Here is a 23,235-nt window from a genome sequence, read left to right on the forward strand (position 1 = left end):
GACAGACCAACGCCAATGCGCCGGCTGGCTCCTTAGCTATAAAGGTTTATACAAAAGGTATAGAGAAGTTGGGTGAGTATAGAATCTACAATCAAATAGAGAATTTTGGATAAAACTTTTTAAGAAAACATCGCAATTAATTATACTAAAAAAAACCGATCAACTAATTCTATTTTCTTAATATTAGTTGTTTTTTGATAATCATCATGTGACACAAAGACCTCATACAGTGCCTGGTAGTACCTTTTACCATCAACGGCATCCATTAACTCTTTAAGTCTATCTTTATTTGATATTATCTGAGAAAAAGCTTTATTTCCTTGCCCATGTAAATCTGCTACATCGACAATAGTTGAACCTGAAGAATATTTTGTTAACTGATTTGGAACAACTGTAATTAAGAGAAAATCTGAAATTATTCTTCCTGTATGAGGGTCGAAAGGTGAAAATATTGGCCCTTTGGCAGCTCCCTTTAATTGATTATCTTCTATAGCTTTTGGCCAAGTTTTTATTTCTTCACCTTCCACGAATCTTGAAAAACCGAGTAAATCACCTTTTTCCGGTACCGGAAAATAAAATGACCAACGTGTGCCAATATTTTTGGATGGCTTTATACTAATCTTATTTTCATTGAGGAACTTATATCCATGCAGTTCGCAACTTAAATCATTTGAAATTGGACCACCAATTAATAATAAATTCCCTTGTTTTTCAGTGTCTGGCAAACCATCATAACCTACAAATAATGCATCCTCTGGTAATTCGGTTAATTTAACTATTTCTCTCGAAGCATGCTTTACATCTGGATGTAAGCCTCCCCATTTAGGGTGAGTTTGACCTGGATGTAGAGTAATCTTATCCCAAAAATTAAAAACACTTCTGATTTCGGTTTTAGATAAATTTTTATCATCCAAACCTTTATATTCATCCCAAACTATTGCCGGAACTGTGCCTATCATTGAGCCCAAGAAACCTAAAACTAAGGTGGCTCGATTTTTTCTATAACCTCTGGTTTTCTGTAATTCCTTTATTGAGTCTAGACTAATAAATTGTTTATTAAGTTTCTCTCCTTTGAGAATGCCTTTGTTAATATAAGCTCTAACGGTACTCTCGGATACTTTTAAAAATTCGGCAGCCTGTTTGACGGTAACTTCGGACATATTATTATCTTTTCCTTAAATATATTTCTTTATTAGGATACCTTTAGAGTATTTAAGATAGAGAATTTTAAATAACCAGCGCATCTCTTCATTATGTCAAATAGAAATTAAAAAATTTTTCCTTGGAACACGATAGGTAGCAAGTGCTAAGAATTTTACTCGCTACGCCAACACGCCATCTCGCTCATATTTTAAAGGTCTCAAGACCTTTAAAATATACTGCTGTTAGCTGTTGCGGCAAGCTGACGAGAATGCTGTAGAAAAATTCAAGGAGACTTTCTACCATACACGCCATCGGCATCAACTCGCTCAAAATTCTAAAGATTCTCAATCTTCAGAATTTATGCCGTGGTGTTGGCAAGCGATGGATAATTGTGTGTAAAATAAATTGTGGTAACAATTTGATTTTATAAAACAATCGAGCGTTTGGCAGCGGCTATTTTACATAATGGCTAATTATAGATACAAATCAATTATTTCGCCGTGTGAAGCACACCGCCTAAAAGGCTTCTTGTATACCTGCAAACGAATGCTTAAAGTGTGCAGAATGATCGTGCGGGATTTGACATAATAGAATTATAGCCTACGAATGCGGAAGAAACTTGGTATCGCAAAATGCTTTTACATAATATCGGTGCCGATATAAAACACTGCGTGTTGGTTATATCTGATATTATGCAAAACAGCAAGCTGTACACATTTTGCTACTCATAAGCATTTGTCCTATAATTTATATTATGTAAAATATAATATTTCAAAGGCTGCAACTCCATCACGCTACTCCTCGCCATTACCAATTCTAAAAAAGGCTTTTTAAATACTCAAATACGAAAACGGAATCGAAATCTGTGCTACGTCCAATAGCACTTTAGTGCCTCCCGGTGGTTAGAAACAGGCGGTTTCGTGGAGTTTGGTGTCGCCCATATAGTTACGTACGGCCTGCGCATACCTCTCAACCTTTTTCAAGTGGCGTTCCAACTGATCTGAACAATGCTGGACCGAACCGGCTTCGTCGCGCAATGACATTGTAATCTGCCGATTGGCCTCCCGCAACTCCCTCGCTTCCTCCTTTAAATCGGCCAACTGCTTGAATTGTACATACGTTTTGGGTTCAAAGCTATACGAATGCAGTTTGTCCGTAAACTGGTCGATATCCCGCTCGTTACGTTCCAAACGTCGTCGCAAAAAAGCCTCGCTCGAAGCGTTCCAAGATCTTATACCAAGCTCATTTTTTATAGTTTCCATAGGTTCTTCCCAGAACAACTTGTAGTTACAAGTTATGATGCAGGTACAAAGATACTTCCCATAAGTATGATATACGTTGAAAACCAGTGATTTAACAAAACCTTTACATTCTCTTCATAAATACCAAAAATTCCATGGGATTTGTAAGATCATTCCTGAAAAAAGATGCTAAAAACTAAAGAAAGTTCAATGGGCCGCACAATGCGAACGGTACTCTTCCACCCCTTTGTGCAACCGATGAAAATCGTGGATCTGCTTCAGCGCACGCTCCGCATAGTCATCGATGGTACGCCGATGTTCTCGTATGGCGCTGATGATTTCTCGATTGGCATGGCTTAGAGCCTCCAATGCCCTTCTAAGCTTATCGAAGCTTTCAAAAAGACTATACGTCTTGGGTTCATAGCGGTAGGACCGTAATTTGGCCTGCAGCTGTTCCAGATCTTCCTGGGTACGCTCCAATCGAATCAATAAGGCACCTTTTTCATCTTCGGGACTGTATTGTAGTCGGGGTTCGATTGCTTCCATGGGATATGATTTAAGAGAGTCTTGTAAGAAAAAGCAAGTAGGTCATCTCTAATTTACAAAAAAACATCATATCTGTACCTCATTAATCTACAGATAATCAGACTTTAACACAATATTTAACTGGCGCTTTAAAAATATTAACAGGAAAAACCTTTTGGGAGTACGATAAAAAACATGGGCATCGCGCTATGACATACCCCCACTAACACTTTCCATACGCAAAGATTACGCATAAAAAAACCACCGGATACCGGTGGTCTTGACTATGGTTGGTTGCAGTGTTTATCGTTAGTCCTCGAATTCGATCTCAGCCAAGGTCAAGGTCCGTGACAATCGTGCCGAGAAGGGGTTTTTTGCCAAGTCGTTGAGCAACTTTTCACGCTTGCGCTCCGTAATATGAAGGGTATCGATTATTTCACGTCGAAGCTCCCTCTCGGCCTTATAGGCTTCTTTGAGTTCGACACGCTCTTCGGTACTCAGCACAAGACCGGGCTCGAAACGCTCCATGACCGTATATTTGGTCACCTCCATATTTTTTGTGTCGTCTTGTAGCTTTTGTTGGGCAAAGGCGGAGGTACCCGTAATCATGCACAAAAGACCCAAGGTCTTCAGGGGGAATTTTTTTATCATCATTTTCATAATAAAGTTGTCTCCTCGCTAAGATAAACCAATTATGAAAAAAATCACATTCTAGCCTATTCGGAGGCTGTTGACCGAGCAAACAATTCGTTTAATCGAAATCTTGGCCCGCCTCGTTTTTAACAGCGACCGTTTACCCCTCGAAAACGTTTTTCACCGATTTTTTGTACTAGGGGTCCTGCCCCTTATTTTTTTACCGTCACCTGTACGGGCTGCAGCACGGGCTGAACCTTTAGGTATTGGCGTAGTTGTCGACGGGTCAGTATCGTGCCCATCTCATTGGCCTCTTGTTCCGCCAGATCGGCAAGCAAAAACAGCTTGTCTTCGGTGGTAATATTCATGCGCTTGATGTCCTGCCGTCGCAAAAGAAACTCGGTCACCTTTTTTTCAAACAACAAGGTCTGCTCGCCGGTCATTACTAATTCGGGCTGGTATTTTTGGGTCAGTTCCTTGGCCTTGGCCTCGGTCTGCGGGTCGGCATCCTGAAAAAAAGTGTCTTGGGCCACTGCCGGGGACGAAAACAAGGCTACTAAAAGAAGTGCTGTAAAGAAAGTTTTGTAATTCATAATAGTGTATTCGTGTTGTAAATGGGAGGCGGCGAGAAGCGCCCCTACCCGTTCGTTTGAGATGATACCTTCAATATACAAAATCGGGGCGACCTATGCCCTATCCCGTATCGATACTATCAAAAACCACCCCGAATGGGTCAATCCGAAACTTTAAAAAATATCTAAAAAGCTATAAAATGATTACCTTCACGCCTTCAAAAATGTGCTATGTGGGTATGGATTCTTTTTATCGCGCTGATCGTCGTTTTCTTGGCTCTCGACCTCGGTGTTTTCAACAAACATGACCATGTTATCCGCAGTAAGGAAGCCGGTATTTGGACGGCCATTTGGGTCACGGTCGCCCTTTCGTTCAGTGGGGTCATTTATTGGTTATTTTCCGGTGACCTTGTGGACAACCCTACGGGGCTGTCGCCCGATACGGCGGTACTCAAATATATTACGGGCTATTTGATCGAGCTTTCGCTCAGTATCGACAACGTATTCGTCATCGCCGTCATTTTTTCCGCCTTTAAAATTCCACCGATGTATCAGCACCGGGTCTTGTTCTGGGGCATTCTGGGCGCCATCGTCTTTCGGGGCCTCATGATCGTTTTTGGCGTCGCCCTGATCAACAAGTTCGATTGGATCATCTACGTATTCGGGGTCTTCCTGCTGTACACGGCCTATAAAATGTTGAAATCTGACGACCATGAATTCGACCCGAAGCAATCCTGGGTATTTCGGCAGATCAAAAAACTCTATCCCATCACTAGTGCGATCAAAGGGCATGATTTTTTTATCAGGCGCATGGGCGTCAAGGCGGCCACTCCCCTTTTTATGGCCCTCGTTATCATAGAGCTTACCGATGTGCTCTTTGCATTGGACAGTATTCCGGCCATATTGGCCATTACCTCGGATCCTTTTTTGGTGTTCAGCTCGAACATTCTGGCCATCCTAGGGCTACGGTCGATGTATTTCTTGATTTCAAGGATGCTGCAGAAGTTTCGCTACATCAACTATAGTCTGGTGGTCATTCTGGCCTTCGTGGGTCTTAAAATGCTGTTCTCGCATGAAATAGAGCTGCCTGAATGGGTATCCCTGGCCGTTATTTCATTCTCCTTGGTGGCCGGTATTGTCGCATCGCTGTTAATTTCCGAAAAAGAAGAAGAGGTCCCCGCAGAATAGGTTAGTTCTCCGCATCGGTACGCTGGAACAGTATCCGGTAGATTTTTCCGACCCCCCAATTGCCCAACGGAAAGTAGAGCGCGAAGAACAGTGCCATGGCCAAGGCAAAATTTCGTATGCCGAAAAACTCCTCGATCATGTTCCCGGGATATGCATAGGACGTCTCAAAAAAATACCCCCCGAACTCCAACAGGCCCATGGCAACGAGTCCATAGGCATACTGCATGTGGTAGGGCAAACGGCGCAGCAGCATCGAAATAGGTACCATATACACGATGTAACAGGTGATGACCTGCCACCAGTAGGTGAACTTTGCGATTTCCAGTTGTGTGCCGAACCAATTCATAAAAAGGCCCCAAATAAAATACACGATGCAATAGGTGGCGATAAGCTTTCGATCGACCTGCAACTGCGCTTTGGCCCATGTCAAAAAATCGTTCATACCTAAGACCTCGTTAGTTTGGCATCGATGATCTTAAGGGCATCCTCCACGGTCTTCATGCCGTCCATATCGTCATTTTCAAGGAGAATATCGAATTCATCCTCGACGTCGAGCACGATGTCCACCAAATTGGCGGAATTGATATTGAGTTCATCCAAAAAATAGCTTTTTAAGGTGATATCGTTCACCGATACATCTTCGGGAAGGTATATCGAAACGATTTCTTTGAGTTTTTGGTACCGTGCTTCTTGAGACATGTGTATCGTAGGGTTGAAAAGTTAGCATGCATCGTGCGATAGCGTTTTATCGCACTAATAGCGCTTAAAAATAATACAGGCATTGACATCACCAAAACCAAAACTCGCTTTTGCTAAAATTTCTGTACGATGTGCCCGGGTTTTTTGGGGAATATAGTTCGAATCTACCATTTTTTCGATATCGGGATGTAAGTCTTCGGCATTCATAGTACCGAATACCTTGTTTTCCTTGAATTGTAAGACCGAAGCGACACACTCGATACTGCCCGCGGCCGCCAAACAATGGCCAATGGCCCCTTTAAAGGAATTGATCAACGGGAAGTGCTTGCCCGAGCGGCCAAGGGCTTTTGCCCAATTCTCGATTTCAAGGGCATCTTTAGTAGTCGCGGTCAAATGTCCGTTGACCGTATCTATGTCCGAGGGTCCGATACCGGCATGGGCCACCGCTTGTTGAATACACCGTTGTACGGCCTCGCTGTTCGGGGCCGTCATCGAGCCACCCCCCCGTTGGCCTCCACTGTTCACGGCACCACCGAGCACTTCGGCATAAATGTGGGCCCCACGAGCCGTTGCGCTCTCGAGGGATTCGAGCACCATGGCCCCTGCCCCACTCCCCGGTACAAAGCCAGAGGCGGAAGCACTCATCGGCCGACTGGCCGCTTCGGGGCGGTCATTATAATTTCTGGGAAGGATCCGCATGGCATCAAAACCGCCCCACACGTACGGACCGCTATCGCTACAGCTACCGGTAAGCATCCGTTCCGCCTGTCCCGACGCTATACGTTCAAACGCCATCAGTATACCTTCCGTTCCCGTGGTACAGGCCGATGAATTGGTCGTCACTTGGTTACCGCATCCTAACATACCGCCCAAATACGCGCTGACACCGCTCGCCATGGTCTGCAAGACGACCGTACTGCCCAACCGCCGCACGTTCTTGGCATCGACCTTCAGAATGGCCTCCCGAAACTTGTCCACCCCGAGCGTGCCCGTTCCGAAAATAATGCCGCTATCCCAATCGGGCGCATCCGCTTGCCCCTCGGACAACCCGGCATCTTGCCACGCGTCTTTTCCTGCCAATACCCCGTATACGATTCCCGTGGCGTTCATATCACGTAACTGTAAGGGCGTAAAATACTCTGGTAAGCGATTTTCAGGAATTTGGGGCTGCCCGGCAATCTGGCAGGCGAACTCCAAGGCTTTGAGCTGCGGCATAAAGCGAATCCCGCTGAGACCCTCGTCCATGGCCTTAGTAAAAGCAGGGAGACCGACTCCGTTCGGGGCACAGACCCCTAATCCTGTGACTACAACGCGTCTAGCCATGGTCATCGGCTTTAAGCATTCCGGCAATAGTTCCTTTACAGACCAGCTGTTGCTGCTCATTGTGCATCTGTACCGTGCATTTGAGTTTATGAAAGCGATAATACACCTTCTTTGAGCTTACGATTACCTTTTCCGGCGGAAATACAGGTAGCAGAAACTCCATATCCGTACTGCTGAGGGCGATTTTCGGATGCGCATCGCGCAAGGACTTCTCCTGCTGCAATAAATGAAGTCCCAAACATACCAGGCCGATCTGGGCACAGCATTCGGTCAACAACACCCCGGGTGTTACGGGATGTCCTTTGAAATGCCCTTGGTAAAAAGAAGCCTCGGGTGAAAACGTATAGCATCCCTTGGCTCCGTCATCGGTCACTTCCAGCAACTCATCCACAAATAAAAATGGTTGATCGTAAGGAAGTTGTGTGATAATATCTTTATAATTCATTGAAGTATTATTTTAGCACACCTGTGTATAACTTATTACCGTAAGCTTTCGCCACCATCCACAGGAATAATGGTGCCCGTGATCCATTGTGCTTCGGGCGTAGTCAACAAATAGACCACGTCGGCCACATCTTCGGGCGTTGTCAATCGGTTATTCGGATTGCGTTCGAGCGCTTTTTGACGGAGCTCTTTATGCCCGGGAATCATTTGAAATGCCCGGGTTATCGTGGTACCCGCCTGAATACAGTTGGCCTTGATGCCCAAAGGAGCAAATTCCAGCGCTATGCTTCGGGTCAATGCCTCGAGGGTCACCTTTGCTGCCGATACCGCCGCATAGCCCGGCCAAGGCTTTTGATTGCCCTCACTGGTAAAGGAAACGATGCGCACATCGGTGGCAAATAATGATGAGGCGACCAAGTCCTTGGTCCAATAATAAAGGCTCAGTGCCATGGCCGAAAGGGTGAGCTGAAAGTCTTGGTGCTGTAGCGTCGACTTCCCTTCTTCGGAAAACATTGGCTTTAGATTGCCTTTGGCGATACTATGCACCACCACTTTTATGAAATGGCCTTGGGGCAAAATGGTTTTAAGTTGCTCCACTACCCCGGTGCGCTTTTCCGCATTGACCGCATCCACATTAAAACTTTGAAAACCTACCCCCAATGCGGTAATCTCCTTAAAATGGGCGTCGACTTCTGGCATATCCACCTTTCGGTCGCGGTGTACCACGACAATATGAAATCCGTGACGGGCTAATTTCTTGGCCGTAGCCAAACCAAGGCCGCTACTGCCGCCCAAGATCAAGGCCCATTCTTTCTTATTGCTTCCGGCCATCTAGTATCTCTTTTTTAGCCATTTTTAATTCCTTTACCACTGTAACAATATCCGTTGCGCCGAGAACCCTGGGCCAAAACTAAGAATAAGGCCCTGCTCCCCTGGCGAAAATTGCTTTTCCAAAAAACGCTCCAATACATAAAGCACCGTGGCGCTGCTCATATTGCCGTATTTACGCAACACTTCGCGAGTATCATCGATATTTTTGCCCAAGGCACCGAACAGCTCATCGACCGTCTGCACGATCTTGCGTCCCCCGGGGTGAAATATCAAATGATCGACCTCCGCGATCGAACTGCCATGCCTTTCGAGAAAAGGGTGTACAATATCGGGAAAATGTTTGGCGATCGTTTCCGGAACGGCGATGTCCAATATCATCTTCAACCCGTGATTGGTCAGGTCAAAGCCCATCAAATGCGTAGCATCGGTAAAATGGTACATCTCCCCTCCTATCACCTTCGGGCCTTGGGCACCGGGCTCGGAGGACAATAGCGTACAGGCCGCACCATCACCGAATATGGCGGCACTCACCATGTTGGCCATCGAATGGTCGTTCAGCTGAAAGGTCGCTGTAGGACTTTCAACAGCGACCACTGCCGCTCTTTTCCCTGGGTTGGCGCGTAGAAAATTTGTCGCATAGATCAGTCCGGAAACCCCGGCCGCACAACCCATTTCCGTTACGGGCAAACGCAGGATATCTTGTCGCATGCCCAAATCGTTGATTAAATAGGCATCAAGCGACGGAATCATGATTCCCGTACAACTTACCGTTATGATATAATCTACCGAATCGGCGGCCCAATCACACTGCGCCAGAGCCTTTTGCAGTACGGTTTTACCCAATTTTTTGACTTCCCGTACATAAATCGCATTCTTGTCCTCGAAAGAAGTGGCCGTAAAGACATCTTCGGGACTCATGATACTATACCGACGGTCTACGCCCGCTCCTTCAAAAATCTTGACCACCTTGCGCCGAAAGCGCGGTTCTTGGTCCCCTAGCCACATGTTGACGAAGGGAATGATGTCGTCGGTTTTTTTCGAATAAGGAGGCAACGCTTTCGCTACCGTCGTTATACGCACTTCATTCATAGTGTGTTCTTAATCGTTTATGTCGCATGACCCATACATAGCGGAAGGCCCATCTCCATCGAATATCATGCTCCATCATGGGTAATTCGTGAGTAAAGTCTTGGAGTTCCTCCTTTAAAAACCCACGTTGAATAGACACCAAACCATCGTGTTTGGCAATCTTGCTGCGTATAAAAATAGTACTAAACACTTTAAAAAGATGGTATGCCAAGGCACTTCTTTGTAAGTCGTTGATAACGATACCGATCTGGGCCAATGTAGTAAACTGTTTTAAAAAAATCGGGATATCCCGATTCAGAAAATGATGCATGGTCAGCGTACAAAGAAGGATATCACACTCCAACTCGCTTGGCTTAAGTGCCAAAACATCTTGTTCTTGATAGGTTATTTCGGGGAAATCGGTGGAAAGCACCTTGGCCAGCTCAAGACTTTTGACGTTGAGGTCGATTCCTATACACCGTAGCTCAATATGACGCTGTCGCGCCCATTTCACGAGCTTTCGAAGCAGAAATCCGTTACCGCAGCCTACATCTAAAATCGTATATGATTTTTTATAATCATCTGTCATCAAATTACTTACCCCTTCTATCGTAATCGTACTCCCCCCCAAGAAACGATTGACCCGATCGATATCGGTAAGTACCTTTTCAAGTACTCCCTTTTCCACGGACAAATCATCCATCCACTCCTGTTCCGCACTCCTTTTTGAAAAATCAGTCATTCGCACAAGGGTTCTCCATGGGTTCTTTTTATCATTTGACGCATCAATCGAGGCTGACCGGTCAAGAGGGCCATCCCTGCATTCGATACCCTTGGGTGAAGCAAGGCATACTGCAACATGCGCCCCAAGCGTAGTCTTTTTGTAAAGGTAGTGTTCCATACCCGGGTATACGCTTTTTCCAGTGTTTCATTTTTCGGGTTCTTTTCGCCTAAATAGGCACTGATCTGTTCAGAGGCTATCTTGGCGCTATGAATTGCCATGGCCATACCGTTACCGCAGAGCGGATGGATCAATCCTGCGGTATCCCCACACATGAGCATATGCCCTTCTACAGGGCGTTTGGCGTCAAAAGAAATTTGTGCGATGGTCAAAGGATCTTTGAACACGGGTTTAGCATCCCTCAAAAATGTGGCGAGAAATGGGTTACGGGAAACGACTTCTGCATTAAAACTTTCTATATTTTTAGCCTGTCGAAAGCTAGCATAAGACACCAAATAGCAAAAATTCACTTCGCCCGTCTCGGTTTTGGAGAGTCCCCCGTAGCCGCCTGGAAAATTATGGAGGGCTACCATATTTTCGGGAAAACCATCGTATGTGTAATGCCCTTTGACGGCCATCCACCTCGATTTTCTTTGGATGAACCGGCGTTCAAGATACTTATCAAGGGTATCTCGCTTGCCATAGGCGCCTATGGCCAAAGAAGAGGTATAGGTATTGCCCGTATCGGTACCTACTTCGAAAGCCCCCGATCGGTAGTGGATCGCGCATACATTTTGAAATTCGAAATCAACGCCCAGCTGTACGGCATGTCGGTAAAGCCGGTCGTCGAATGCATACCTACTGATCCCTTGTCCTCCCAAGGGTAGTTTGAGCTGCATGTGCCTTCCGCTTGAAGTGCTGAGCTGTAAGGTATCAATGGCGACCGCACCCATATCGCTTAAAGAAACACCTAAAAGTCGTAGGTACGGCACCACCTCGTTGGATACATATTCACCACAGACCTTATGCTGCGGATAATGCCTTTTCTCCAGCACCAAAATGCGATGTCCCTGACGCCCCAAATGAATGGCCGCGGTAAGGCCGGCCAGCCCTCCTCCCACAATAATGACATCATAGTGTTCCACTCCGAGAAAGTTACTTAAATAAAAAGAATCCCGGCCGAAAAGCGGGGATTCTATCGAAATACTTGTACAGTCCGTGGCTATCGGGGTTCTGTACTATCCTTTGACCTTCTGCTTGGCCTCTTCCTTCAGTGCTTCACTAGCAACAATGGCCAGTTCTACCCGGCGGTTATCCGCCTTGCCGGCCGCCGTACTATTGTCGGCCACAGGTTGGGTCTCCCCGTACCATTTGGTAGTCAAGCGCCCCGGATCGATACCTTGCCCGATCAGATAATCCGAAACGGCGTTGGCACGACGCATCGATAGGCCCATATTATAGCTTTCGGACCCATCGCTATCGGTATGGCCTTCAACCAAGATGTTCGATTTTGGATAATCCTTTAGGATTTCCGCGAGACTGTTCAAGGTTGTTTCTGAATTTCCTTTGATATTTGATTTATCGGTATCAAAATAAACGCCCCCGTCTTCTGTAAAGGTCACATTGATACCTTCACCTACCCGGGTAACTTCGGCTCCGGGGATTTCCTCTTCGATACGCTCTGCCTGCCGGTCCATTCGGTCTCCGATGTACCCCCCGGCAACCCCGCCGATGGCCGCGCCGAGTATCGCACCTAATACCGTATTATTTCCTTTTCCAACATTGTTGCCTAGCACGCCACCGATTACGGCCCCACTGGCAGCACCTACCGTAGCACCTTTTTGCTTGTGATTGGCATTCTGAACGGTCTTACAGCCGATTACCATAGACATCGCCATTAATATATATACCGATTTTACTATTGCTTTCTTCATCGTAGTTATCTTATTGCTTGTTAAATTCATATATCACGTCAATGGATTCTCCATTTACGGTCGCATTGGACTTTAAGGTCATTTGAGTAGGACTCAGTGAAACGATGTCGAGTCCATATCCGGTGCCGCCGTACAAATCGTTTTTCTTTTCGTCGATAAACTTGAACATCAGCCTATCGTTGCCCATATTGGATTCGGACACGGACCACCTGATATTTCTGATACCGCCGGAACAGGCACTATTGGTCGTAGGAATCGTATACGTTCCGGTACTATTGTTGTTATTAAAGAACCAGGTACTCCCTTCAAAACAAAATGCCTGGGCATCATTGAATAGCTGCGCTTTGAAAGAACCGTCGCTACCCTCGTAACCCACGTTTTCCAAGGTCCAGGTACCATCTATAGTCTTGCGTTGTTGAGCTACCTCCTTGGAGATGGAGCACGAAGCCATAAACGCTACTATCGTGACTAACACTATTGCTTTTTTCATGAGTTTTCAATTTTGATTTGAGTATATACGCTTTAAGCTCACCGAATGTTGTAGGCGGCCCGTTAATATCTTGTTAACGATAACTGCAATTTGACGATTTTTTAAAAAATAAGAGGTTGTAAAAGATTAAGAAGGGTGCTCTTTTCCATTAATAGGACCATAGGTCGACCAGCGCCTTTTCAAAGCGTTTTTTCGGCAGGTACATATCCTCTAGATTTTTGGCAAAGGGAATAGGCGTTTCAAGACTGCCCACCCTTATGATGGGACCATCGAGATATTCGAAGCAATTTTCCATGACGAGCGCCGCGATATCGCTAGCCAACCCACCAAAAAGGCTGTCTTCTTGAAGAATTACCAATTTACCCGTTTTGACGACCGATGCATATACGGTATCGATATCCAAAGGAGCCAAGGTTCGAAGATCGATCAGTTCGGCTTCGATCTCAGGATGTTTTTCAAGGGTCTCCAACGCCCAATGTACCCCTGCCCCATAGGAAACGACCGTAAGCGCATCGCCCGTGCGTATGATTTTCGCTCTTCCTAGTGGAAGCGTGTAGTAGTCTTCGGGCACTTCTTGATAAATACTACGATACAACGCCTTGTGTTCAAAAAATAGAACGGGATTCGGGTCTTCGATCGCAGTGGCCAACAACCCCTTGGCATCATAGGGAAAGGCCGGATAGACCACCTTTAGACCAGGGGTCTTCGTAAACCATGCCTCGTTGGTCTGTGAATGGAACGGACCCGCTCCTACATCACCCCCGCAGGGCATCCGAATGACTACATCGGCCTTCTCGCCCCATCGGTAATGCGACTTGGCCAAATAATTCACGATAGGGTTGAAACCGCTACTCACAAAATCGGCGAATTGCATTTCGACGACCGCTTTCATGCCTTTGATAGACAAGCCCATAGCCGTACCCACAATTCCTGACTCGCAAATCGGCGTGTTTCGGACCCTTTCCTTGCCGAAAAGCGGTACAAAACCCTCCGTAATTTTGAAAACACCACCATATTCAGCGATATCCTGCCCCATGATTATAAGGTTGTCGTGTCGTACCATACTTTGCCTCAGCCCGTCCGAGACCGCATCGATGAAACGTATTTTTTTTACCTTGTCATTTGGATTAACTTGTTGATAAACAAAATCTTTAAATACATCTTTTAACTCTTCACTTTCAGTACTTTGGGGTACTTGATCGTCGAAAGCCAACCGTATATGTTCATTAATCTCCGTTTCGATACGATCTTTGATTCTTTCGATCAGCGTATGATCCAATAGGCCTTGATCGATCAGGAAGGTCTCATAATTTACTATAGGATCTTTTTGGGCCCACGCATCCATCAAATCATCGGGCACATACTTGGTGCCACTGGCCTCTTCATGGCCTCTCATGCGAAACGTATTACATTCCAACAAGACAGGCTCGGGGTGCTCGCGCATTTGCTTTACGAGCCGGAGCACTGTGGTGTAGACTTCCAAAATATTGTTGCCATCAATCGTATACGATTTCATTCCGTAGCCTAGCCCTCGATCGGATAACTGTTCGCAACGGTATTGCTCGTACGTTGGCGTCGAAAGTCCATACCCGTTATTCTCGATACAAAAAAGTACGGGCAGGCCCCAGACCGATGCGATATTGAGTGCCTCGTGAAAATCACCTTCGCTTGTACCCCCCTCACCCGTGAATACGGCGGTCACTTTTTTTTCCTTTCGAAGAAGATCGGCCAAGGCGATACCATCGGCAACCCCTAATTGCGGCCCTAAATGCGAGATCATGCCTATTAAACGGTATGCTTGAGCCCCGAAATGAAAGCTCCGGTCCCGCCCTTTGGTAAAGCCGCCCAACTTTCCTTGCCATTGCGAAAAGAGCCGATGCAGGGGTACCCCCCGCGTAGTAAACACGCCCAAATTACGGTGCATGGGCAAGATATATTCTTCGGGGAGAAGGGCACTGGCCATGCCCACCGAAATGGCTTCCTGCCCGATACCGCTGAACCATTTCGAAATCTTGCCCTGGCGCAACAAAATGAGCATTTTCTCCTCGACCATTCGAGGTTTGACCATTCGCTCATAAAGGCTTAACAAAGTTTGGTTACTAATACCCGTCTTTTGGTACTGCATGGTCTATTTGCTGCTAGTTGATACATCCAAAGGTAAAAGTAGCAAAAAGCCAGCACTCAAAGCACTAAGCTACCGTACTAAATTGCCCTTATTTTCTTACCTTTGAACAAACTTTTAATAGATACCCATGAGTGCCATTCCCAGTGTAGATCTTCAAAACTTTGTTTCTGAAGACCCTAAAAAAAAGCAAAAGTTTATTCAAGAGCTGGGCGCCGCTTTTGAAAATATTGGGTTCGTCGCCCTCAGCGGGCATTTTCTTTCCGATGAATTGGTCGAGAACCTATATGTCGAGATCAAGAAGTTTTTCGATCTCCCTCAAGAGGTCAAGAACAAATATGAAATCGAAGGCATCGGTGGGCAACGGGGGTATACTTCTTTCGGTAAAGAGCATGCCAAAGGACGAAAAGTGGGGGATCTAAAAGAATTCTGGCATTTCGGGCAATATGTGGAGGACGATGCAAAATTGGCCGAGGAATACCCCGACAATGTCATGGTCGAAGAGTTGCCACATTTCAACAAGATCGGAAAGGAAACCTATAAAATGCTTGAAAAAACGGCGAAATATGTGCTCAGGGCCCTTGCGCTACATCTCGGACTTGAAGAAACCTATTTTGACGCATATATTAAAAACGGAAATAGTATTCTTCGCCCGATACACTACCCTCCTATTACCGAAGAACCCCAGAATGCGGTACGGGCGGCCGCTCATGGAGACATTAATCTGATCACGCTTTTGATGGGCGCCCATGGAAAGGGATTGCAGGTGCAAAATCATAATGGGGAGTGGGTCGATGCCATCGCACGACCCGACCAGCTCATGATTAATGTGGGCGATATGCTCTCGCGGTTGACCAATGACCAACTGAAATCGACCATTCATCAAGTCGTGAATCCACCCAGGGAACTATGGGGTACCTCACGGTATTCGATCCCCTTTTTTATGCATCCAGTGAGTGAAATGCCCTTAAATTGCCTAGAAAACTGTGTAGACGAAGACCATCCCAAAAAATTCGCCGATATCACAGCGGGGGAATTTTTAAATGAACGCCTTATCGAACTAGGATTAATCAAAGGATAGCATGGATTTACAGGACCAACTAAAGAACTTATTTCCCGATCACGAGCCCGAAGAGCAACATGAACCCGAGGAAACCCAAAGTGATATCTGGCTCCAAGATGACCCTATTCTTTGCAAATTTGAAAAACGCAAAGGTAAACCGGTGACCATTCTTGAAGGCTATACCGGAGCGGATGACGATTTCAAGAAATTGGCCAAAGAACTTAAGACCACGCTAGGCGTTGGCGGAAGTTTTAAGAAGGAAATGATCATCATTCAAGGAGACTATCGGGACAAGATTATGGATATGTTGAAAAAGAAAGGTTTTTCCGTCAAAAGAGTCGGTGGCTAAACCCGACATACTAAGGGTTCGTCTCCTATTTCGCTAAAAAAGTGTATTTCTGTTAATTATCTTTTGTTTTTTTTTAATTAATGTTACTTTTAATCTGCTAATTTCAAAAATCCTTGCGCGCATGAGTTCCCTTTTGCACATTACAAATGGCGATAGCTTTACGAACAGGTTGAACTCCCTCAATATTAAGGGGGATATTATCACGTGGCGAGAGATGCTCTGCGAAGGAAAAACATTGACCAACGTAGGCAGTGAGTCTTTTTGGAAGACCAGATTCGATTTTCTGCACAAAAATTACAAAGTATCGAAGTCGTGGTTTATTGAAAAAACGTTAAAGGAATATCGTTCACTTTGCAACCATAAACAGCAAGACGAGATCGTACTCTGGTTCGAGTACGATCTTTTTTGTCAGATCAATCTGATTGCCGTATTGAGTTGGTTGAAGACCAATCGCAAGTATGCCCAAATTTCATTAGTGTGCAGTGGTAATGAAGATGAGAGCGATAGGATGTACGGACTCAATGATCTGAGCGACGAACAACTTTTGATGCTCTACAAAAAGAAAACGGAACTCGGGCAAGACGATATAGAATTTGCCGACTATGTGTGGCAACTCTACTGCAGTGACAACCCTATTCGGCTCGAAAACCTTTCCGAATTCCAAGATTTTCAATTCGACTACCTCTCCGATGCCCTTAAGGCCCATTTGCACCGTTTTCCAAGTATCAAGAACGGCCTGAACGAGATGGAAAATAATATGCTGCAATTGGCCATTGAAAAAAAGTCCCCTTCCAAAAAGGAATTTGTGGCGGAAATACTAAAAAATCAAGGTTTTCTTGGCTTTGGCGATTCTCAGTACGAAAGAGCTTTGACCCGTATGAAACCTCTGTTCAGCTCCTTCAATCCCGTAAAGCTTACTAAAAAGGGCAAGGAAATTCTCGATAACAAAACCAGTTATTATTCCTGCATTCAAGACAATGATGTGTATCTTGGGGGTGCGCTGAAATACAATTTTCTTTATAATACCGATACGGACAGGATCTTAAAATTATAAGATGCAGCTAAGCCCATCGGAGCTGATCTTAAATGCCGACGGAAGCATTTATCATCTAAATTTACTACCTGAAGACATTGCCGACACTATTATTACCGTAGGAGACGCTGATCGGGTGCGAAGCGTTTCAAAATATTTTGAAACCATTGAAATCAAAAAAGGAAAACGAGAATTTCTAACCCATACAGGAACATTTCATGGAAAAAGGCTTACGGTACTATCTACAGGAATCGGTACGGACAATGTGGATATTGTGCTCAACGAGCTCGACGCACTTGCAAATATTGATTTTCCGTCTAGAAGTCCAAAAAACAGTTTAAAAACCTTGGATATAGTACGTATTGGCACCTCAGGTGCGGTACAGGAAGACATTCCCGTAGACTCCTTCATAATGAGCGACCTGGCCATTGGATTGGACGGTCTGCTTCACTTTTATGATAGCTCTGACATTTTACACCGGGAAATTGGAACAGCTCTAATGTCGCATTGCGATTGGTCAGAAGAAAAACCACACCCCTATGTGGTGGAATACGATAGAAAGTTAGGCGACCTATTAAATTCAAATCGTATACGATTAGGCATAACATTGACAAATTCAGGATTTTACGGACCGCAAGGCAGAAAATTACGTCTTAATCCATCCGATGAAGGCCTTACCCGTAAAATAGCTTCGTTTATCTATGAAGGACGCAAGATTACCAACTTGGAAATGGAGACTTCGGGCATATATGGACTTGCAAAACTACTGGGGCACCGTGCCGTTTCAATGAATTGTATTTTAGCGAACCGCGTAACGGGAACATTCAGTCCGGACCCGAGCAAAACGATCAACGCACTGATTGAATATACCTTAGAAAAGTTGACTTCATAATCTTTGCAGCGCTATACGTTAAAAACATAGGGTTCACGGGTATTCAAGATACGAATGAAAAATCAAGATATATCTTTAAATACAAAATAAGCATATGAAGAAAATCAGTATTGTTGGGGTTCCCGAGCATTTTAATCTGCCATGGCATATGGCGATTGAAGAAGGTGCTTTTACAGAAAGGGGTATCGACCTGCAATGGACAGACATTCCCGAAGGGACCGGAAAAATGTGCCAAATGCTACAACACGGGGAAACCGACTTGGCGATTATCCTTACCGAAGGACTGGTAAAAAGCATTTCTGAAGGGAATCCAGCACGAATTATCCAAGAATATATTGGCTCTCCCCTACTTTGGGGCATACATGTAGCCCAAGAAAGTCGTTTTAAAGCGATTTCAGCCCTTAAAAATACTAAAGCCGCCATTAGCCGATTTGGTAGCGGAAGTCATCTTATGGCCTACGTAAATGCCCAAAACCAAGGTTGGGACACTTCCGAACTGAAATTTGAAGTCGTCGATAACCTGACCAATGCGGTAAGTGCGCTCTCGGCGGGTTCAGCTGATTATTTTATGTGGGAGCGCTTTACGACCAAACCCTTAGTAGACCAGGGCATTTTTAGGCGGCTCGATGATTGTCCGACCCCCTGGCCTTGTTTCGTTGTCGCAGCTACAGTAAAAAGTATTGCGGAAAACAGGAGTACTTTGGCTCATATCCTTGAAATTATCAATACCTATACTTCCGATATACGCCATATACCGAGTATCGATCGTACGTTAGCAAACCGATATGGTCAGCAGTTGGAAGACATACAAAAATGGTTGTCTATGACCCGTTGGAGTCAATCTCAATTGAGCACGGATGACCTTCATAAAGTACAGGATACCCTTTTGGAATTGAAGTTGATAAACACAAAGTTAAAACCTAATTCAATTTTAGAAACCATTCAATAGGTATATGTTACAACTATTCATTTAAACCTTTACTTTAATTTTAAATTTGTTTACTAAAAGTTTAACCTGTCAAACAAGGGAGGCGCGACCCCTTTCCCTGGGCTTTAATAGTAATAGGCGTAGTTGTGTAATTTATCGAATAGACCCAAGCGATCTAGCCCATATAAATGAATCGTCGCGGTGCTGAAAACAGGGACCATGTCCCAGGTCCATCGATCTACCTTCCGTAAGAAGACGAGGTACGCTTTACTCTTTCAAAATGTTGTAGTTCAGATTGGGCGAGAAACCACGTTCAAAGCTGATATTTTATGGCCCCTTGCATGGCCCCTATCATCGAATACAACTGCTGCCCGACCTCCCAAAAAATTGGAGAGACCGTTACAAGGCACTGACCTACCAATCGATAAGGGATTTCCCTTGCTGTTTTAAAAGGGCATTGGCTTTACTAAAATGTTGGTTTCCGAACCAATAGCCCCGATTGGCACTCAGGGGTGAAGGATGTCCTGACGTTAGAATATGGTGCTTTGAAGCATCGATAAGACTGGCCTTTCTTTTGGCGAAACCTCCCCAAAGTAAAAAAATGAGTCCTGATCGTTCCGTTGACAATTTTTTGATAACGGCATCGGTAAAGGTCTCCCATCCTTTTCCTTGGTGACTTCCCGCCTGATGTGCCCGAACCGTAAGAGTGGCGTTGAGGAGCAATACGCCCTGATCCGCCCAGCGTTCCAAGTTTCCACTTTTCGGATAGGGTTGGTTCATATCATTTTCTAATTCTTTAAAAATATTGATCAAGGAGGGGGGATGAGGAATGCCGTCCTTCACGGAGAAACATAGACCATTGGCCTGGTTGGGGCCGTGGTACGGGTCTTGGCCCAACAACACCACCTTAGTTTTTTCAAAGGGACTGTACTCAAAGGCTGCAAATATATCTTTGCCTTTGGGATAGCAGGTGTGTTCGGCATATTCTTTTTTGACAAAGTTCGCCAAGACTTGAAAATAGGGTTTTTCGAATTCTTTATCCAGCTGTAGTTTCCAGCTCTGTTCGATGTCTACGTTCATAATTTTTATCCAAAAGGTTTAAAAATGCCCGTTAAAGCTACCTAAAACCTGGTAACTACGCTTTACTTGCTACGCCCTTTTATTCTTTTCGACGATATATTTCGAAAGATACTTTGTACTCGCCATGGTATGGTGCATCAGCATGGTGCCGATAAAATTTTGGCCTCGATGGCTTTCCAAACCGTCTAACAGCTCCTGTATACGATCTAAAAATCGCTGGGAAATCACCTCTTTGTTATAACAGGCATGGATAATGGCTTTGCCCCGACCTTGAGCTAGTTCCCAATCCTTCTTATTGCAGTACATATCAACCGCTGCTTTTGCAAAGTCTTCCGAACTGTCCGCTATTTTCCCGTTCCACGGAAGGTCGTCGTGCATGCCCTCTGCACCGATATTCGTAGTTACGCTTGGAGTACCCGTCTGCATTCCCAAAATCAACTTGCCCTTAATACCTGCACCGAATCGCAAGGGCGCTAGATTTACACGCGCATCCATCATGACTTTCCTAACATCTTTCACCCATCCTTCTATCAGAAAACCTTCTTCTACTCGGTGCATATCTTCTACTTGTTTCGGAAGATAGGCTCCGTACACTAATAATTTGGCGTCGGGCAGTTCTCTTCTGATCTTCGGCCAAATATCGGCCTTAAGCCATATTAGGGCATCTATATTGGGGTTGTGCTTTCCGTTGCCGATACATATAAAATCGTTCCGTTGATCGAAAGAAGGCCATTCTTCACGCTCCTTTGGCGCTATTTTCGAGAGCAAGAACGGTACATGTAACAGCAGTTGTTTTGGAATACCTACTTCTTTGGTGAGTAGCTCCATTTCATAGGTGGACACTACCAAAGTTAGGTCACAGCGGTATATACTCGCCATTTCTCGCTTGGCCAAACCGCTATTCAACCATTCTTTGTTCGTAAACGGACTTTGCTCTTTTAAAAGCTTTTCGCGTATCTGTCTTAGCGAATGGAGATCTTCGGTATCTAAAATCCGTAAGGCGGAAGGGACATGCTCGGCGACACGCCAACCGAACTGTTCTTCGGTTAGAAACCGATCGAATAATACAATGTTGGGCTGCAAGGTCTTTACGAAGTTGTCAAAATCGGGATCGTTCACTTGAATACCCTTTTTTGGTACGCCCAACGCCTCCAGTTGCAATGCGTGTTCGGTCTCCTTGGCGGTACTCGCGAAAATCACTTGGAATGCATAGCGCTGAAAAAACTCCAACAACTGCAGCATATGGTTTCCTGCCGCGGTAGTTTCGGGCTCGGGCCATGTAAAACCAATGATGAGAACTGTTCGATGTAACATAGCATCCAAGGTTGACCAAAAAATATACGGAGAACCTTTAATCTAACTTTAAGAAAGGTTTTGGAACTTACATTTTGGCCGCGAAACGCCGCGAAATGCTCGACCTTAGTTTGCGCTCATAGTCTTCTTCGAGCCATTCTTTATAGTTCTTGGTATTGTTCATTATGCAATAGGAATATTGCCTGACCCTATAGGCTATTTCTTCTTTGAGCTCCTTCGCCAAAAGGCGGGCATCGAAAACGTCCTCGGCATTTTCAACACATATTTCGGCGTGCTGCTCGATACTGCGCTCAAGTACGATCTTAGATTTTAGTCCTTGGGCGAATACCTTTTTATATTCCTCTTTGATATCGTATTCGATATTTTCCGATTTACTGAACTTGGCTCTAAGGGCTTCGGGCATTTCGTAGACAAACTCCCGTTCGATATCTTCATCGTTCTTGATGTTCTCCAGGTAAAAATCCGGGAAATGGAAGATTTCCTGCCAATCTATGGGGGCGTTCCACATACCAAATCGGGCGACATTGTTCCCTAAGTCAACGACCGTAAATTCTTCCTTGTTCGGCAAGATCCTGGAACCCCTTCCGATCATCTGAAAATAAAGGGTCAAAGAACGCGTTGCACGGTTCAATATGATGGTCTCTACAGTGGGTTCATCGAACCCTGTGGTCAGTATACTCACTGAGGTCAGGATAGCATCAGGCGTTTCGGAAAACCATTGCAATATCTCTTTACGTTCAGATGCGCTGTTCTTGTTGTCGAGATGGCGAATATTGTAGCCTGCTTTTTTAAAGGTTTCGTATACATAGCGCGACGTATTGATCCCATTGTTGAAAATAAGCGTCTTTGTGCCCTCGGCAATTTCTTTATAGGCCGATACCAATTTGCCCAGCATGCTTTGGTTACTATAGAGCTCATCGGAAGATTTAACCGTGTAATCTCCGCTGATACCTAACTTCAAACTTTGTAGACTTACATCATAGTTGTACACATTGGCCTTGGCCAAGAACTTTTTCTGGATCAAGGAAGCTATCGACTCGCCGACAATCAATTTCTTGTAGTTGTCTTTCATCGGAAGCTTGATATTGGAGCTTAGGGGGGTTGCCGTCACCCCCAGAATGGTCGAATCCTTGAAAAATTTGAAAAGTTTGCGAAAAGAATTATAATGGGCCTCATCGATGATGACCAAGCCGATATTGTTGATTTCGACTTTCTCTTCCTGCAACCTATTGTTCAGGGTCTCCACCATAGCAACAAAGCACATGAAATTGTCCTGGTCCTTCAACTCTTTGACCTCGCTATTGATAATTTTGTTCTTGACCCCAAATCCCTTGAGCATTTTTGAGGTCTGCAAACTCAACTCTATCCGATGGGTGAGAACCACGACTTTTTTACCGGTCTTTTCAATATAACGACGGGCTATTTCCGAAAAGACGACGGTTTTTCCTCCACCCGTCGGAAGTTGGTAAAGCAAGTTGCCATTCTCTTCCCCTTCCTCCAAATGTTTGAAAATGGTTTTCAGATCTTCAATCTGATAGTCGTAAAGCGTTTTTTCCGTAGTGTCTTTAGATAACTTCAAGTAGGTTGTTGAATTTTACGTTCGTTATTTTGCGCCGATTCGCTGTTAAAAGCTCAATTTTGC

Annotated in this window: 25 protein-coding genes; 6 read left to right on the top strand and 19 right to left on the bottom strand. The window is 45.0% G+C overall.

The annotated features are described in order from the left end of the window. Positions 1–140: 140 nt before the first annotated feature. The 5 genes from F2B13_RS03125 to F2B13_RS03145 form a co-directional block, all read right to left on the bottom strand. The gene (locus F2B13_RS03125) at positions 141–1,160 is read right to left on the bottom strand and encodes a helix-turn-helix domain-containing protein (protein ID WP_149303165.1); all 1,020 of its coding nucleotides are present in this window, start codon (positions 1,158–1,160) and stop codon (positions 141–143) included. Positions 1,161–2,045: 885 nt separating this feature from the next. After that, entirely contained in the window at positions 2,046–2,405 is a 360-nt protein-coding gene (locus tag F2B13_RS03130; RefSeq protein WP_149303167.1) for a hypothetical protein, read from the bottom strand. 186 nt (positions 2,406–2,591) lie between these two features. After that, positions 2,592–2,930 carry a hypothetical protein gene (locus F2B13_RS03135; RefSeq protein ID WP_149303170.1) on the bottom strand — a complete coding sequence of 113 codons (339 nt, stop codon included), beginning with the start codon at positions 2,928–2,930 and terminating at the stop codon, positions 2,592–2,594. 288 nt (positions 2,931–3,218) lie between these two features. Beyond that, complete coding sequence (locus F2B13_RS03140) at positions 3,219–3,563, bottom strand: hypothetical protein (RefSeq protein WP_149303172.1); 345 nt, start codon at positions 3,561–3,563, stop codon at positions 3,219–3,221. A gap of 191 nt (positions 3,564–3,754) precedes the next feature. Continuing rightward, positions 3,755–4,135 carry a hypothetical protein gene (locus F2B13_RS03145; RefSeq protein ID WP_149303174.1) on the bottom strand — a complete coding sequence of 127 codons (381 nt, stop codon included), beginning with the start codon at positions 4,133–4,135 and terminating at the stop codon, positions 3,755–3,757. 210 nt (positions 4,136–4,345) lie between these two features. On the opposite strand from F2B13_RS03145, the gene F2B13_RS03150 reads away from it, so the two are divergent. After that, entirely contained in the window at positions 4,346–5,302 is a 957-nt protein-coding gene (locus tag F2B13_RS03150; protein WP_149303176.1) for a TerC family protein, read from the top strand. A 1-nt stretch (position 5,303) separates the two neighbouring features. Here F2B13_RS03150 and F2B13_RS03155 read toward each other — a convergent pair whose 3' ends face one another. From F2B13_RS03155 to F2B13_RS03205, 11 genes are all read right to left on the bottom strand, one after another. After that, on the bottom strand, positions 5,304–5,744 hold the full coding sequence (locus F2B13_RS03155) for a hypothetical protein (RefSeq protein WP_149303178.1): 441 nt from the start codon (positions 5,742–5,744) through the stop codon (positions 5,304–5,306). Between the two features lie 2 nt (positions 5,745–5,746). After that, positions 5,747–6,001, bottom strand: coding sequence for an acyl carrier protein (locus F2B13_RS03160; protein WP_149303179.1), 255 nt, complete (start codon positions 5,999–6,001; stop codon positions 5,747–5,749). A gap of 54 nt (positions 6,002–6,055) precedes the next feature. Beyond that, positions 6,056–7,324 (bottom strand): beta-ketoacyl-[acyl-carrier-protein] synthase family protein, encoded by a 1,269-nt coding sequence (locus tag F2B13_RS03165; protein WP_149275831.1) that lies wholly within the window; start codon positions 7,322–7,324, stop codon positions 6,056–6,058. Next, positions 7,317–7,769, bottom strand: coding sequence for a 3-hydroxyacyl-ACP dehydratase FabZ family protein (locus tag F2B13_RS03170; RefSeq protein WP_149275832.1), 453 nt, complete (start codon positions 7,767–7,769; stop codon positions 7,317–7,319). Before F2B13_RS03170 ends, F2B13_RS03165 begins: the two co-directional genes overlap by 8 nt. 35 nt (positions 7,770–7,804) lie before the next feature. Further along, a complete protein-coding gene (locus tag F2B13_RS03175; protein WP_149275833.1) occupies positions 7,805–8,599 on the bottom strand; it encodes an SDR family oxidoreductase in 795 nt (264 codons plus the stop codon). 33 nt (positions 8,600–8,632) lie between these two features. Further along, positions 8,633–9,688 (bottom strand): type III polyketide synthase, encoded by a 1,056-nt coding sequence (locus F2B13_RS03180; protein ID WP_149303181.1) that lies wholly within the window; start codon positions 9,686–9,688, stop codon positions 8,633–8,635. Next, entirely contained in the window at positions 9,681–10,409 is a 729-nt protein-coding gene (locus F2B13_RS03185; RefSeq protein WP_149303183.1) for a methyltransferase domain-containing protein, read from the bottom strand. The genes F2B13_RS03180 and F2B13_RS03185 overlap by 8 nt, the downstream gene beginning before the upstream one ends. Next, positions 10,406–11,533 carry an NAD(P)/FAD-dependent oxidoreductase gene (locus F2B13_RS03190; protein ID WP_149303185.1) on the bottom strand — a complete coding sequence of 376 codons (1,128 nt, stop codon included), beginning with the start codon at positions 11,531–11,533 and terminating at the stop codon, positions 10,406–10,408. The genes F2B13_RS03185 and F2B13_RS03190 overlap by 4 nt, the downstream gene beginning before the upstream one ends. 93 nt (positions 11,534–11,626) lie before the next feature. After that, complete coding sequence (locus tag F2B13_RS03195; RefSeq protein WP_149275837.1) at positions 11,627–12,322, bottom strand: OmpA family protein; 696 nt, start codon at positions 12,320–12,322, stop codon at positions 11,627–11,629. A 10-nt stretch (positions 12,323–12,332) separates the two neighbouring features. Further along, positions 12,333–12,812 carry a lipocalin-like domain-containing protein gene (locus tag F2B13_RS03200; protein ID WP_149303187.1) on the bottom strand — a complete coding sequence of 160 codons (480 nt, stop codon included), beginning with the start codon at positions 12,810–12,812 and terminating at the stop codon, positions 12,333–12,335. A 148-nt stretch (positions 12,813–12,960) separates the two neighbouring features. Then, on the bottom strand, positions 12,961–14,937 hold the full coding sequence (locus F2B13_RS03205) for an alpha-ketoacid dehydrogenase subunit alpha/beta (RefSeq protein WP_232625187.1): 1,977 nt from the start codon (positions 14,935–14,937) through the stop codon (positions 12,961–12,963). Between the two features lie 127 nt (positions 14,938–15,064). Here F2B13_RS03205 and F2B13_RS03210 point away from each other — a divergent pair, with 127 nt between their 5' ends. From F2B13_RS03210 to F2B13_RS03230, 5 genes are all read left to right on the top strand, one after another. Continuing rightward, the gene (locus tag F2B13_RS03210; protein ID WP_149303189.1) at positions 15,065–16,015 is read left to right on the top strand and encodes an isopenicillin N synthase family dioxygenase; all 951 of its coding nucleotides are present in this window, start codon (positions 15,065–15,067) and stop codon (positions 16,013–16,015) included. Between the two features lies 1 nt (position 16,016). Next, positions 16,017–16,346, top strand: a complete 330-nt coding sequence (locus tag F2B13_RS03215; RefSeq protein ID WP_149303191.1) for a translation initiation factor — start codon at positions 16,017–16,019, stop codon at positions 16,344–16,346. Between the two features lie 121 nt (positions 16,347–16,467). Then, positions 16,468–17,400: a DUF1835 domain-containing protein gene (locus F2B13_RS03220; RefSeq protein WP_149275841.1), complete on the top strand. Its 933-nt coding sequence runs from the start codon at positions 16,468–16,470 to the stop codon at positions 17,398–17,400. Between the two features lies 1 nt (position 17,401). Beyond that, positions 17,402–18,271, top strand: a complete 870-nt coding sequence (locus tag F2B13_RS03225; RefSeq protein WP_149303193.1) for a nucleoside phosphorylase — start codon at positions 17,402–17,404, stop codon at positions 18,269–18,271. Between the two features lie 94 nt (positions 18,272–18,365). Next, positions 18,366–19,220 (top strand): substrate-binding domain-containing protein, encoded by an 855-nt coding sequence (locus tag F2B13_RS03230; RefSeq protein WP_149303195.1) that lies wholly within the window; start codon positions 18,366–18,368, stop codon positions 19,218–19,220. A gap of 393 nt (positions 19,221–19,613) precedes the next feature. Here F2B13_RS03230 and ung read toward each other — a convergent pair whose 3' ends face one another. From ung to F2B13_RS03245, 3 genes are all read right to left on the bottom strand, one after another. After that, complete coding sequence (ung, locus tag F2B13_RS03235) at positions 19,614–20,279, bottom strand: uracil-DNA glycosylase (protein ID WP_149303197.1); 666 nt, start codon at positions 20,277–20,279, stop codon at positions 19,614–19,616. A 69-nt stretch (positions 20,280–20,348) separates the two neighbouring features. After that, positions 20,349–21,593 carry a glycosyltransferase gene (locus tag F2B13_RS03240; protein ID WP_149303200.1) on the bottom strand — a complete coding sequence of 415 codons (1,245 nt, stop codon included), beginning with the start codon at positions 21,591–21,593 and terminating at the stop codon, positions 20,349–20,351. Between the two features lie 67 nt (positions 21,594–21,660). Continuing rightward, the gene (locus tag F2B13_RS03245) at positions 21,661–23,172 is read right to left on the bottom strand and encodes a DEAD/DEAH box helicase (protein ID WP_149303202.1); all 1,512 of its coding nucleotides are present in this window, start codon (positions 23,170–23,172) and stop codon (positions 21,661–21,663) included. Positions 23,173–23,235: the final 63 nt, after the last annotated feature.

It is taken from the genome of Pareuzebyella sediminis (assembly GCF_008367235.1).
Lineage (GTDB): Bacteria > Bacteroidota > Bacteroidia > Flavobacteriales > Flavobacteriaceae > Pareuzebyella > Pareuzebyella sediminis.